Below are 13,703 nucleotides of genomic sequence, written 5' to 3' on the forward strand. Positions count from 1 at the left end.
TTCCGGAACTCGCGGCTCATAGCCTTCTCGATTTACTCGAGGTAGTTTGACGAATCTCGGGAGGCCCAAGGGAGCCTGAATTCTCAGTGTTTCCAACGACGGACAACCGTCTCGAGAATGTCACCAACGACCTGCCAAACCTGCCGAATCACGATCTTCAGATCGAACCAGAACGACTGACAGCGAATATACTCGACATCGTAGCGCAGCTTTTGCACCGGTTCGTGACCGGTTACGTCATTGACCTGCGCGAGACCCGTAAGACCCGGGCGAACGAACCATCGGCGACGCCAGTCGGATACCCCTTCTTCGATATCGCGATCGAGCTCCGGACGCTCCGGTCGTGGACCGACGACACTCATATCGCCGACGAGGATCGACCACAACTGTGGAATCTCGTCGAGATGTGTCTTCCGAAGAGTTCGACCAACTCGCGTTACCCGTGGATCTCGTCTACCCCGATCTTCCTCGCTTAGTTTTGCCCCGGTTCGCTCTTCTGCGTTCGGTATCATACTCCGGAATTTGTACACCTGAAAGGTGTCTCCGAACTCAGCAGTCCGTTCCTGCTTATAGAAGATCGTGCCACCGTCCTCGATTTTGATCGCTACGGCAGCGGCTGCCATCAGCGGCAGTCCGAACAGCAGACCGACAGCCGCGAACACAACGTCGAAGACTCGCTTTACCACCCGTTCCTGCCAGTCCCACGGCTCGACGTCGATGTCGACGATCTCCTCGACCTGGTCGTCGTCGACGAGGACGCTGTCGGCCTCGTCTCGGTGGATCTTCGCGTCGACGCCGTGTTCGTGACACGTCGCCAGCACGCCAAAGAACTCCTCTCGATCCGTCTCGTCGAAGGCGAACACGGCGACATCGATGTCGTGTTCGACGAGAATGTCGTCGAGGCGCGAGAGGCCGCCCAGACACTCCAGGTCCATCGTGTACGTCAGCGAGTCGGCCGTACTGCCAGCACCGTCAGCAAGCTGTGGTTGCCCCGGTCCCGCTTGGTCGACGACGTAGGGCGACGGAGGGGAGACGTAGCCAAAGACCGGGATGTCGATCGCAGCCAAGATACGGTCGATCTCATTCGGATCGTCGCCGACGATGATCGCCCGACCGCTCTCGCCACGTGCCGGCCGGCTCCGGATGGTCACAAACCACGTCGGGATCGCCACGACGAGCAACGATCCGACGATCAGGAGTGTCGCTCGCGGCAAGCGATACGTGTAATCGAAATAGCCGATCGTTGCGAGGGCAAACAGCCCAACGAGCGTCCGTTTCAAGGCGAACATCGAGACGTCGAGGATCCGGTGAGGACGGGGCTTGTACAGCGGAGCGAGTGCCAGCAAGACGACGACGGCCGTCGTGCCAGCTTCGATGAGGAACTCTCTCCCCTCGGCGGGGTCGAAGGGAAGATGTCCGACGACGGGTACCAATCGAAAGCCAGAGTGGACGAGCGGGTGATTGGCAACCGTGACTGCGGCCACGATCAGCGCAAAGACCCCGACGACGGAAACAATCCGATACCGCCAGCCACTCGCCATTGCCTTACCGTCCTTCTCGGTATATATACATAAATCGGTTACTGATCCACGGAGGGCGGGCAGGTATATCACTGACAAAAATCCGGGAGCCCATACCGACATTTTTCGATGATAGTTGTGAAGGAATAGGCGTCTCATGAGGACAGTGGCTCACAGCCGGGTTTATCGCTCGCAAGAGAGATAGAGAGGAGGACGATTTTGACCAACAGAAGGGTGTTGGGTTCGATTTTGTTGGTTAACTCAGTTGCTGGCCAGCAGTCGATCGTAGGACAGTCACCTCATTCATCAAATCTGCTCGCTTCGTGGTCACTCACTTGCAACGGCTGTGTTGAATCGCCATAACGTGGTAGATTTCACTGTTTCACAGCACGTTTAATGTTGTAGACGACACACATCAGGGCGATTTCGTGGAACTCACGAAACCAGGATCGCGCTCGCACGGCGAAGCCGAGCGAGCGCTTCACAGCCGAATTGACGGTCTCAGTCATCGAGCGTTGATTGTAGCGCTGTTCGTCGATTCTGGCGTTGTGTGCGTGGTCGTAGGGAGCGAAGATGCGGTGCTTGATGAGGGGTCTGATGCCGAGTTCACGCAATGCTTCGCGGAGCGCTTGCTTCTCATAGCCTTTGTCGGCGGCCAGAGACCGCAGATCGCCCGCGTTCCGGCGGGCGATCTGCTCGGCGAGGTCTGCGTCGCTTCCTTCCCGATTCGTCGAACAGTGTACGTCAAGGACGGCTTGAGTGTCTGTATCGACGAGTTTCGTAACTTTTAGCTTCTGCACGCGGTAGCTGATTCGCTGGCAGTAGTGGCGGCTGGCGGCCGAGCGTTCGTAGAATGTGGCGTCGATAGCAGCGTGTTTCGATGGGTCGTGTAGCTGCGCCGACTGGCGCAGCAACACTCGACAAATGCTCATCTCGATCCGGTCGAACGCTTTACACAACGTGGATGGAGAGGGGAGATCGGCCGCATTGAGGCCGATCTCCCCGGTTATTTGTGGCATCTCTTTGAGCAAGCCAATCGTCATTCGGTAGGACGCATCAAGGTAAATCCGCAGACAATGGAGAGAAACGAGGGCGTAATCGGCGAATCCGCCGCCCCGGAAGGTGGCGGCGGATTCGTCTCCATCGCCAGTAACTCTTTGAGCAATCGGTACAATCTCTCCAGTGAAGCGGGAGATTTGTGTCATGGACAACCAAATTATCCCGCTTCAACTCCTTTGATTTAGCGACCTATCCCGACACCGTCTGGTGATTCAACAGAGCCCATAGAACTGTTCTCATGGCTGTCGACGGATTCAGCGTTATTGGCTCCGAGTTCGCTGTCCACGACTTCATAGAAATCACGGTCACTAAGCTAAACTACGCCAACCGAGCAAGAACAGTCAGTATACGGAAATAAAGGGCCTATCTCTGAACAGTTCTAGGCCCCGTGCACCTGGTGTACGGGTTTCTACAACTGTAACGCTCTGAAAAGATAATATATCTGACTGTAACATATGAAGACTTCTATGACACGCTGATTGAAAGCCAATGCACACCCGATCGCACGACACAGTGCGATCAGTGTGTAAACCGTTTCAATTGTTGCTATAACCGCCATCTGGTGGATGAACGGGCGAGGCCTGCTCGCGTTCGTTGTCGCTCGTCGGCCACTCTCGAAGGCCACATAGTACTAGCCCAAGTCAGCCCCTTCGAATCGTCGATATCCAAGGAAGACTGGAATCGTCGCCCATCCAATCAGGACCAGGACACCGAATATGTTCGGAGCATGCGGCCCGGAGATTGTTGTTCCGTACCAAATGCTTTCGATGAGATCTGGAATGTAGTAGCGTGCAGCGTTGAACGCTTCGGCCGGGCTCAGTCGATTAACGTAGAGGTACCACGTAGGTTCCTCAAGCGAGTAGAAAACGGTCGCCTGGCTCGGTGTTTGTGTGGTCCCGGTGAAGACAACTGCGAACAACCGGAGGATGAGGTTCCGCCAGAGTGGCTCAACAACTGCATAAATCCCCATTACGAGACCGATAGCGCGTGTTTCGCTGGCGACGAAACTGGATACGCCGACGGTAAGGCCGATCCATGCGAACGCAAAGAGGAGCAGCGCTATCGTACCGCCGAGTACGTTGATGAACCCGATGATTCCAAATCCGAAGGCAACGACGACAGCCATGACTGCGAGGGCGAGTAAAACAGTTGTTGCCAGTATCAGTAATCGGCCGAGGTAGGTGCCGTAGACGACGCTGCGACGGGTCCCTGGCTGTCCGAGCAGAATACGGATGCTTCCAGAGGTCCGTTCGCCGACGATGGATTTGAACCCGATGCCGATTGCCGCGAGCGGCAGCCAGAGCGTGAACTGAGCGACAGCAAGAATGAACGGCTGCGTGTGCTGATCGGCAATCGGGGAGGATAGAAACGCCAGAATGTGCGACAGGCAGAGAATCGTCATCGCCCCGGCGATCACCCAGATCGACCGAGTACGCAGTGAATCTTTGAAATCTTTCCGTGCGATCGTTGTCAACGAACTCATTCCGAATCACCGCCAGTTGTGAGTTGACTAAACAGATCAGCCAGTGACGCTTCCTCAATTTCGATGTTGGTTACGGAGACACCAGAGGCTTCCACTTGCGCGATGACCGTGGATTTCAACTGCGGATCACGCAGCTTGACGGTGAGAGTCCCGTCAGTGTATTCGACATCGCTGACACCGTTGAGGTCGCCCAGTTCGAGCGCCGTCGGCGTGCCGTCAATCGACAGAGTCAGAGTCGATTGTCTGTCGAATACATCACGCAGCCCGGCAATCGTATCGACGGCGACGAGTTCGCCGTCGTTGATGATTGCAACGCGGTCACAGACTGCTTCGACCTGTTCGAGGATGTGGGTCGAAAAGAAAATCGTTGTGCCAGCTTCGGCTTCCGCTCGGATCATCTCTCGCATGTCCTGGAGGCCGTTCGGGTCGATGCCTGCCGATGGTTCATCGAGAATGAGTACATCGGGATCACCAACGAGTGCCATACCGAACGCCAGTCGCTGCGCCATGCCTTTCGAGTAGCTCCCGACGGCTTGGTCGCCGGCATCAGTCAGTCCAACACGGGAGAGGAGGGCATCGGTGTCCTCCTCACTTCCGTGCAGATCTTTGGCTAGTTCGATGTGTTCTATTCCAGTGAGTGAGTCGTAGAGGCTGTACTCATCTGGAAGAACACCGATGTTCTGTCGTACCTTTCGCGGGGTTTGCTGTGGGTCGTAGTCTGCAACGACAGCGTGCCCGTCGGTCGGCCGGATGAAATCCAGGAAAATGTCGATGGTCGTCGATTTCCCCGCGCCGTTCGGGCCGAGGAAACCAAACACTTCTCCACGTTCTACGCGGAGAGTAAACTCATCAAGCGCTGTTTCCTCACCATACCGTTTCGTCAGCTTCGTGGTTTCGATGGCAGTCATCTGGAGGGCATCCTGTGTTTATAGTGTGTTTACAAATATATTCTGGTTATTCGTACTCCCAGACGACGATGTACAACAAGAACCGGATCACGAACACTCCAGTTCCGATTGTGGACGAGCCATCCGTCTTTGTCAGTGACATCCTCCCCGCCGTGAACGGCGGGGCTTCCCGTACCGAAGATAGCTCTTAGCCCCATCGCCGAAGTAGGTGTCTGCGATCCGATCCAGAGACTCGTTTCCAGTGGATCATGACCTGGCTCCGAAGAGAGTGTATAAACTGTCGAGGCGAGAAGCAGGTGAGCCAACCCGTCCCGAAGGCCCAGCATTTCGCAACGATTAAACCGTCGCCCACCGTTTCCTCAACTGCTACGTCACGGGCCGGTGGGGTAGCTTGGTATCCTTCGGCCTTCGGGTGGCCGTAACCGCGATTCGAATTCGCGCCGGCCCATTTTCACTCTACTACGCGAGAAGTCCTGAGAACGCAGAGTTCAGTGTACGTTGGAATAGAACGAAATACGCTACTTCACCGGCTTGGTGACACAACACGATCATTGCGTGGTCGCTGTTCGATACAGCAGGACCGTTCCACGTCGAGCGTTGCACTGAGGACTCTCAAATGCAATCACTGGGTAAATATCGTGTTTGTGCGTGCAAGAGAAACAGCGAACGTAAAGATATCACCCTGGAGAACTCATCTGCTGGGGCCGAGATCGTAAAACGAGCCCGACTCGTACCCCGCATGAACTGACAGTTGATGCTGGTTCGCAGCAACTGTCGACTGCGGCATCGACGCTCGTTGCCATGGCGACCGTGTCTCAGTATCGCTCGATCTCGAGGTCGGGGATCGGTTCGAAATCGGTGGGGTTGCCGGTAACGACCGGCTCGTCGTAGTGGCGTGCAGTCGCTCCGATCAGTATATCTCCGGTCGAGACTGTCTGTCCCTGACGCTTCAGTGACCCGTTGAGCCGGCCAGCGAGACGCGCGATCTCCGGCGTTGTCTCCTCGACGGGGCGAGTGTCGACGATCGACTGGATCTTCTCGACCTCCGCTTCGGGCGTCTCGGTGTATCCGACACCGACGTACAACTCGTACACGACCTGCGCGGGGATTCGTTCGACAACGGGATTCGAGTCCAGCTGACCGGCCTTCGTCACGGCGTCGGTCTGTCCGTTCATTATATCGATCAAAAACGACGTATCGAGGATCATGTGCCCTCGAAACGGTCGACCAGCTCGTCGAGATCCTTGTTGTCGACGGCGTCTACCTCGTCGACTGCTTCACGGAACCCGTCCGCTTCCTCGTCCGAGAGGATACCGGCGATCTCCAGCAGCGAGGGGCCGCCGACGAGCCGATCGACGGCCTCCGAGAAGGTCTCGTCCTCGTGTTTTCGCGCTCGGATCGTCTCGTAGACGTCTTCGTCGAGCCGGACGTGCTTCGTCCCCATATGTAAACACTCGTTTACAGAGTTGAAAAGGCTACCGCCACCACGTGCCGACTGATTCCGACTGCACGATCCAACCAATGACGGCTATCAGCTGTCGACCAGCGTTTCGAGCACCGACCCGAGAACGTCGAATTCCTCGTCGGTGACCTCGTGGCCCACGCCCTCGTAGCGACGCTCAGTCACATCCCCATCGAGCGACCGGAACACTTCCGCAGTGGCTCGCGCCCGGTCGGCGGAGACGTGTGAGTCTTCGTCGCCCGAGGCCACGAGCACCGGCGTCCCGTCGAGCGTCCCTGCGTAGCCCCCGGAATCCAGGGCCGGACCGAGCAGCGTGCCACTGAGGGCGGCTACGCCGCCGTACCGGTCGGGGTTGCGGGCGGCGAACTCGGCGGCGACGCAGGCCCCCTGCGAGAAGCCGACGAGGACGACGTGGTCACGGTCCACGCCGAAGGTCTCGACGACGTGTTCGAGGAGGGCCTCGACGACGGCGAGGGCAGACGAGACGTGTGGTTCGTTGCGCTCGATCGGCTGGGTGCCAGCGTATGGATACCACCTGCTTCGGTGGGCGTCAGGGGCGACGACGGTGACGCCGTGGTGGGAGATCGGATCGAGGAGGGCAACGATGCCCTGTGCGGTCGCGCCCCGGCCGTGGAGCGCGAGGACGACGGCTTCCGTGGCTCCTCGGGGCGCGCCCGCGGTGACGATCGGCCGGCCGCCGTGGGGACCGGGCGCGTCGTCAGTAGGACTGTGCTCGCTCATCCGTCGCGGTGAGGGACCTCGACCGGAGGCAACTGCTCCTCGATCATCGACCGGTCCTCTTCGGCCCACGGTGGCAGGACGAGCGACCCGCCGAGGTCGGCGGCGTCCTCGTCGACGGTCAGGCCCGGTGACTCCGTCGCGAGTTCGATCAGGATCCCGCCTGGTTCCCGGACGTAGATCGCTCGGTAGTAGTGCCGATCGTGGATGCGCGAGACGCGAACGTCACGGTCCCGGAAGAGGTCGTGCCACTCGCGCAACTCGTCGTCGGCGACGCGCAGGGCGACGTGGTGGATCGTCCCCACGCCCTCGCGGCCGAAGGTGCCCTCGCGGTCGAGCAGGTCGACGACGGTCGCGTAGTCACCGGATGCGCGGTAGCGGACCCGATCGTCACTCTCGGCGACCTGTTCGAGGCCGAGCGTTTCGAGGACGCTCGCGGTCTGGTAGGGATCGACGGGATGGGTCGTGACGCCGTGGAGGCCCCTGATCCCGTGCTCGGTTGGGACGGGGCCCGCCTGCCAGGAGGCGACCGGCGCGTCGGCGGCCACGAGTTCGAGGCGCGTCCCCGCGGGATCCTCGAACCGGAGCAGGGACTCGCCGAGGCGCTCGCGGCGCTCGGCGTCGACGCCGTGTGTGGCGAGGCGGTCCGCCCAGAAGTCGAGTGACCCCGGCGGAACGGCGAAGGCGGCGGCGTCGATTCCCGGTCGCCCGCGCCGCCCCGGCGGCTCGTTGGGGTAGGGAAAGCAGGTGTAGATCGTCCCGAGGTCGCCGGTGGCGTTGCCGTAGTAGAGGTGGTAGCGCAGCACGTCCTCGTGGTTGACGGTGCGCTTGACGAGGCGCAGTCCCAGCACGTCGGCGTAGAAGTCGAGATTCGCCTGCGGGTCCCCGACCATCGACGTGACGTGGTGGATCCCCGGCGTATCGGTGAGCATCTGATAAACGTCTGTTGGGGATCGGTGGTGATAGTCCCGGCGGCAGACGAAAGAGGGCGTTCGAGAGAAACGGGTACAACCAGCGTGCAGACACCGAAAGCCCTCGTGCCGTTCCGGTCCCGGGACCCACACTGTGCTCCTCACGTTGTTGCGGTGCTTGTGGAGTCCGGGTTCCCGGAACTGCACTCGCCCTTTCATCCGCCAGGCACGTGGATAGCTCCACAGTCTACGTCCTGGCGGATGAAAGGGCGAGGCGCGGTAGCCGGATCTGCGGCGGCACTATTCGACCGCAGGGAGAATATCCGACACAGATCCGGCTAGCGAGCCGAGGGCTTTCGGTGCCTTGTTGCCGGTCTTGCCTCCTCGCCGAATACCTGCGTCGAAAGCGAGCGTTCTTGTCCCCACACGTCCTCGCCGTCGGTATGCGCCAGTTCGTCATCATCGGCCACGACGCCCCCACGACGCCCGACTTCTCGCTGGACGATCTCGCGGGGGCGGCGGGGCGACTCGACGTGCTCTGTCGGTGTGTCTCGGCCGCCGTCTTCCTCAGTCACGACGTCCGCGAGGACGTACGCGTCCACCTCGTGCTGGGCGACGAGTACACGGTCACCGTCGACAGCGACACGGTCCGGCGGCTCAACCCGGACGAGCGCTCGACGGCGGCCCTGATCCGCACGGCCCTCGAAGAGCGCGAGGAAGCCATCGGCCACGTGCCAGTCGAAACCTCGCCCGGCATCTCGCTGACCCGCCGGGGATTCGAGGGGACGCTCGAAGACGTGGCGACGGCGGGGACGGTCGTCCAGTTGCACGCCGACGGCGACCCCGTCGTCGACGCGACGCCGCCGACCGATCCGGTGTTCGTCCTCTCGGATCACCGAGATTTCACCGACGCCGAACAGGCCCTGCTGGACGACGCCGTCGACCGGCGGCTCTCGCTTGGCCCACAGCCGTTACACGCCAACCACGCGATCACCGTCGCCCACAACTTCCTCGACACCGACGGCTACCGGTCCACCGAGTGATACTGCCAGCTGTCACTTCGTGAAGAGCTTCGCCACCTCGGGGTGGCGAAATCGGTCACAGATGTACAGCCGGTAGTATGAGCCAGGAGCGCGCCCCCGGAGCGTGCGAAAGCCACTTGACTCGGTCCCCGCGTTGGGGTGAGGTATGGACGAGCGCAGACGGCGGTTCCTCGCAGGCGTGGGAACGACCGCGGCGATCGGGACGGCCGGCTGTCTCGGTCGCTTGCGGACGCTCGGAGGCGGCCCGGAGAGGCCGCCAGCCGAGACGGCCGACACGCAGTTCCGTGGCGAAACCACCAGACGGGGTGTGTTCCCCGAACAGACGATTCCCTCCTCGGTGACCGTCGACTGGCGACTCGACGGCCTCAACACGGGCGGACACACCGCGGCGAAGGGCAGTCCCGTGCTGGCACCGAACGGCGATATCGTCGTCACCGGCGACACCGGCGAGGTGTGGGCGGTCCGGCCCGACGGGAGACGGCGGTGGCGAGCCGACGCCACGGACACGTCGCGGGGATTCCACGGCACGCCAGCGATCGCGAACGGGACTGTCTACGTCGGCGCGTACGACGGGGCGCTGTACGCGTTGGATCTGGAGACGGGCGAGCAGTACTGGCGCACGCAGCTGGGCGACGCCATCGGCTCCAGTCCCGGCTACCACGACGGACGGCTCTACATCGCCGTCGAGTACTACGAACCGAGCGGTGCCATCTTCGCGCTCGACGCCGTCACGGGCGAGGTCCGCTGGGAGGATCGCCGGATCACGGACCACCCACACTCGACGTGTGCGATCGACCGGGCGGCCGGTCGGCTGGTCGTGGGCTCGAACGACGGCTCCCTCTACGGCTGGTCGTATCCCGACCACGAGTTCCTCTGGCGCTACGACACCGGCGAGGAAATCAAGGGGCCGATCGCGACCTGGGACGGGAGCGCGTTCTTCGGCTCGTGGAGCGACAGGGTCTACCGCGTCGCGCTGTCGGACGGCACCGAGCAGTGGGCGACCGATCTGGGCGCGTCAGTGATGGCCGGCCCCGCCGTCGAGGGAGCGACGGGCACCGTCTACGTCGGCGACCAGCACGAGTCGCTGTACGCTCTCGACACCGACAGCGGCGACGAGCAGTGGGAGACGGACGTGGGTGGCCCCGTCATCGGCTGTCCGACCGTGACCAGCGAGCACGTCCTCGTGGGGTCCTACGAGCCGACGCTGTCCGCGCTGGCGAAGTCGACGGGCGAAGAGGTCTGGACCGTCCCGGCCGAGGGCGAGGTCACCAGCACCCCGCTGGTCACCGACAGTGCAATCTACGTCGCCGAGCGAACCTCCGAGGCGTCGCTGGAGGGCGAGGGCCCCACCGGCGGGCTGTACCGCATCGTCGCCGACGAGTGACCGGCGGTGACGGCTGGGGCGGTCCCGAAAGTGCCAGAAGACCTTTTGACGTGCCCGGCGAGGGACACACGTGACTGAGTACGCCTCCGATCCCCTCGACCGGCGTGCCTTCCTCGCCGCCACCGCCGCCGTCGGGACGGGCGCAGTGGCCGGCTGTAGCGCGCTGGAATCCGGCGAGGACGCGACGACGACGCCGGTCGACGAGGGCCGCGCTCGCGAGTTGGCCGAGCGTTTCGCACCGACGCTGTACTTCGACAGCGCCGAGCAGTGGTACCCGACCGATCCACGCCCCTACGAGAGCGAGCGCGAGGGCGAAACTGTCGTCGCGGGATTCGACGCACTCGACGGCTACACCGAACGGTTTCGAGCCGCCGAGACGCCGCCGGACCCGACCGTCTTCCACAACGTCGTCACCTACGACGACTCTCCGCTGGCGGTCGTCCAGTACTGGGCCTACAGCGCCTTCGACCAGTTCACGACGAACTTCCACTGGCACGACTGGGAGGTGCTCCACGTCTTCGTCGACACCGACAGCGACGAGCCCGCGCTGTTCGTCGCCAGTTCCCACTCCCGGAAAGTGCCCAACAACGAGTTTCTCGATCCCGAGCGGACCGTGCCGCGGATCCTCCAGGAACTGGGCTCTCATTCGAGCGCGCTGTCGGTCAACGAGGAACGCGACCGCTTCCAGCGACTGCCGACGGGCGGCGACATCGCGGACATCACCAACCGCGTCGTCGACGACGTCGAGTCTCTCGCCTCGATCCCCGTCGCCTACGGGCTGCCCCGCGACGAGGGGAGTCGGCTCCCCTACGTCGTCCCGGAACTCGACGGCGCACCCGTCTACGAGCACGATCGGCTGCCGTCGGTCGAACCCGAAGATCTCGTCCCCGCGGCGCTCACGATCCGGTCGTTCGACGCGCTCACCGCGCCGCCGACCGACCTCCCCGAGCGCGAGACCGGCCTCGTCTTCGAGTTCGAAGGCCGCGACGACCCCGAGACCGACGCGGACGTGGCGTACGAACTGCGACCGACGACGGCCCTCGAACACATCTCCGGGTTCACCGGTCCGCAGTTGAGTTTCGAGTTCTCGGTCCCGGAAGCCGTCGAGGACGCGGTCTCGGGCCACATCACCACCACTGGCGAGCCCTGGACCCAGCCTCGCTACGAGAACCCCGCGGCGGACATCTCGGACCCGAACCACCGCCGGGAACTCGCAGATCGCTACACGGCGATCGGCGAGCCGGCACCGGTCAACGCCGTCGTCACTGCCGTGTCCTCGCTCGTCGAAGACGGCGAGGCTCCGGACGGGGAAGGCGTGACCACCGAGGACAGCGCGGTCGAGTCCGTCGCGCTGCTGGAGAGCGAGCCGAGTGCCGTCCCGACGTTCCGGGGAGTCGCGGTCGCACAGGGCGTCGACTCCGGCCAGCACCGCCTCACCGTCAACGGAGCAGGTGTCGAACCGCACAGCGAGTCGATCACGGTCGAAGACGAGGGCGTGACGGCGGCCGGCGTCGACGGCGAGATCCCGCTCGTGGCTCGCGAGGACGCGACGAAGGTGACCGTCGATCCGACCGAGAGCGAGGCCGACGTGACCGACTTCGCGCTCGAAGACGACTTCGGCGGGCGGCTCTACGACGCGCCGGTCGAGGGACCAGACGCGGTCTACGTCCACCGCGGCGGTGCCTACACGGGCGAGATCCGGGACAGCGACGACGAACTCGGGGCCGTCCGCGTGAACCCGACCGACGAGGACCGCATCGCGATCGAGCGGCCGACCACCGGGAAAGAATCGCTGGCGAGCTTTCTGGCGACGATCACCGAGGAGACGCGCGCCGAGATCGAGGGACTGGACCTCGACGGGAGGGCAAACGCCGTCCGGGGACTCGTCAGAGCGCTGGAAGCGACCGGCAGCGCCGCACAGCGAGCGGCCCAGCGGGCCGCAGACGGCGACCGAGAGGGAGCGGACCGCCGGCTCGTCGCCGTCCAGAGCGGATTCGACCGGGTCGCAGACAACCTCGAACGGGCCGCAGACGGTCTCCCCGATCCTATCGAGCGAGCGGTCGACAGACGGCTGTCACAGGCCCGCAAACGCGTCCAGCAGGCCCTCGACGCGGAGAAGCTGTAGCGCGGGCGGCAGTTCCGGGCTCCTTTTGACCGTCGTCCACACACGCTGTGACATGACCGACGAACTCGCCTGGGAGACTCTGGAGCGCAGCGTCGCCTACAGCTGTGCGGGGTTCGACGTACGCAACGAGCGCGTTCGCTTCCCGGACGGTACCGACGCCGAATTCGACTACCTCGCGGAGGGTGAGAGCGTCGTCGTCCTCCCGCTGACGCCCGACGGCGACGTGGTCGTCATCGAGGAGTGGCGACAGGCGGTCGGCCGCGTGAACCGCGGCCTCCCGGCCGGCTCGATGGAGTCCGACGACGCCGAGCCCGCGGACGCCGCCCATCGCGAACTCGCCGAGGAGACCGGCTACGAGGCCGGGTCGCTCGAACACCTGACGACGGTCGAGCCGGCCAACGGCTTCGCGGACGCCGTCTTCCACTACTTCGTCGCCCGCGACTGCGAGCAGACGGTCCAGCAGGACCTCGACGACAACGAGTCGATCCGCGTCGCGACGACGACGCTCGACGAACTCCTCGATGCGGCCCGCGAAGACGAGCTTCGGGACGGGCGCACGGTGACGGGCGTGCTCTACTACGCGCTGTTCGAGCAGTAGAGTCGTCTCCCGGCCGTCCGTCTGTATCCCACGCACCACCTGGAGCCGACGGTTGCAGAGAGAACAGTGCGGCCAGATAGCTGCCAGAAGATAAATCGCAGTGGTATTCTTGCCGAAGTGATATATGTTTGTGGGACTAGTTAACAGTGTGCTCACAGAAGAACTGACAGTCGAGACGGGCGGTGACGCCGAACGGACGCTCGGCCCGGCGGCACTGGCCTCGATCGCCTCCGTCGCGCTGGCACTGTACTACTACTACGTTCGAGGAGACAAACAGCGCGGACAGTTCGTTGGCCTGTGGCCCGCGACGATCCTCGGGCTCGCCATCTACCGCAGGCTGGACGAGATCGAGACGGAGCTCGAACGGCACCGAGAGTGAAACGCTGGGCCGTCGCTCCGTGAAGGGAGTCGCCACCTCGGGCCGCCGAGAGTTCGAGCCGGTGTACCGGACGACCAGACACTGCAGTCGCGA

General features: G+C 62.8%; 13 protein-coding genes and 1 tRNA gene. 6 read left to right on the forward strand and 8 right to left on the reverse strand.

Annotation, left to right across the window (positions count from 1 at the left end; genetic code table 11):
- Nucleotides 1-83 precede the first annotated feature (83 nt).
- The 4 genes from ACAH01_RS13480 to ACAH01_RS13495 form a co-directional block, all read right to left on the reverse strand.
- Nucleotides 84-1,541, reverse strand: coding sequence for a sugar transferase (locus tag ACAH01_RS13480; RefSeq protein ID WP_372480809.1), 1,458 nt, complete (start codon nt 1,539-1,541; stop codon nt 84-86).
- 353 nt (nt 1,542-1,894) lie between these two features.
- Nucleotides 1,895-2,725 (reverse strand): IS5 family transposase, encoded by an 831-nt coding sequence (locus ACAH01_RS13485; protein WP_372479544.1) that lies wholly within the window; start codon nt 2,723-2,725, stop codon nt 1,895-1,897.
- Between the two features lie 485 nt (nt 2,726-3,210).
- Nucleotides 3,211-4,053, reverse strand: a complete 843-nt coding sequence (locus tag ACAH01_RS13490; RefSeq protein WP_206039139.1) for an ABC transporter permease subunit — start codon at nt 4,051-4,053, stop codon at nt 3,211-3,213.
- Between the two features lie 5 nt (nt 4,054-4,058).
- Entirely contained in the window at nt 4,059-4,970 is a 912-nt protein-coding gene (locus ACAH01_RS13495; protein WP_153552828.1) for an ABC transporter ATP-binding protein, read from the reverse strand.
- A gap of 375 nt (nt 4,971-5,345) precedes the next feature.
- Here ACAH01_RS13495 and ACAH01_RS13500 point away from each other — a divergent pair.
- Nucleotides 5,346-5,418: transfer RNA gene (locus ACAH01_RS13500), tRNA-Pro, on the forward strand.
- A gap of 367 nt (nt 5,419-5,785) precedes the next feature.
- Here ACAH01_RS13500 and ACAH01_RS13505 read toward each other — a convergent pair.
- The 4 genes from ACAH01_RS13505 to ACAH01_RS13520 form a co-directional block, all read right to left on the reverse strand.
- Entirely contained in the window at nt 5,786-6,178 is a 393-nt protein-coding gene (locus ACAH01_RS13505; RefSeq protein ID WP_372479545.1) for a type II toxin-antitoxin system VapC family toxin, read from the reverse strand.
- The gene (locus ACAH01_RS13510; RefSeq protein WP_153552795.1) at nt 6,175-6,414 is read right to left on the reverse strand and encodes an antitoxin VapB family protein; all 240 of its coding nucleotides are present in this window, start codon (nt 6,412-6,414) and stop codon (nt 6,175-6,177) included. The genes ACAH01_RS13505 and ACAH01_RS13510 overlap by 4 nt, the downstream gene beginning before the upstream one ends.
- Before the next feature lie 87 nt (nt 6,415-6,501).
- Nucleotides 6,502-7,173 carry an alpha/beta hydrolase gene (locus tag ACAH01_RS13515; protein ID WP_372479546.1) on the reverse strand — a complete coding sequence of 224 codons (672 nt, stop codon included), beginning with the start codon at nt 7,171-7,173 and terminating at the stop codon, nt 6,502-6,504.
- A complete protein-coding gene (locus ACAH01_RS13520; protein WP_372479547.1) occupies nt 7,170-8,102 on the reverse strand; it encodes a VOC family protein in 933 nt (310 codons plus the stop codon). Before ACAH01_RS13520 ends, ACAH01_RS13515 begins: the two co-directional genes overlap by 4 nt.
- Before the next feature lie 422 nt (nt 8,103-8,524).
- Here ACAH01_RS13520 and trmY point away from each other — a divergent pair, with 422 nt between their 5' ends.
- The 5 genes from trmY (at nt 8,525) to ACAH01_RS13545 (ending at nt 13,610) form a co-directional block, all read left to right on the forward strand.
- Nucleotides 8,525-9,124, forward strand: coding sequence for a tRNA (pseudouridine(54)-N(1))-methyltransferase TrmY (gene trmY, locus ACAH01_RS13525; protein ID WP_372479548.1), 600 nt, complete (start codon nt 8,525-8,527; stop codon nt 9,122-9,124).
- A gap of 145 nt (nt 9,125-9,269) precedes the next feature.
- Nucleotides 9,270-10,508, forward strand: a complete 1,239-nt coding sequence (locus tag ACAH01_RS13530) for a PQQ-binding-like beta-propeller repeat protein (protein WP_372479549.1) — start codon at nt 9,270-9,272, stop codon at nt 10,506-10,508.
- Between the two features lie 70 nt (nt 10,509-10,578).
- The gene (locus tag ACAH01_RS13535; protein WP_372479550.1) at nt 10,579-12,633 is read left to right on the forward strand and encodes a hypothetical protein; all 2,055 of its coding nucleotides are present in this window, start codon (nt 10,579-10,581) and stop codon (nt 12,631-12,633) included.
- A 52-nt stretch (nt 12,634-12,685) separates the two neighbouring features.
- Nucleotides 12,686-13,231: an NUDIX hydrolase gene (locus ACAH01_RS13540; protein WP_372479551.1), complete on the forward strand. Its 546-nt coding sequence runs from the start codon at nt 12,686-12,688 to the stop codon at nt 13,229-13,231.
- A gap of 124 nt (nt 13,232-13,355) precedes the next feature.
- Entirely contained in the window at nt 13,356-13,610 is a 255-nt protein-coding gene (locus ACAH01_RS13545) for a hypothetical protein (RefSeq protein WP_206039138.1), read from the forward strand.
- The last annotated feature ends 93 nt before the right edge of the window (nt 13,611-13,703 follow it).

Origin of the sequence: Halomicrobium sp. HM KBTZ05, from assembly GCF_041530035.1 — an archaeon.
Lineage (GTDB): Archaea > Halobacteriota > Halobacteria > Halobacteriales > Haloarculaceae > Halomicrobium.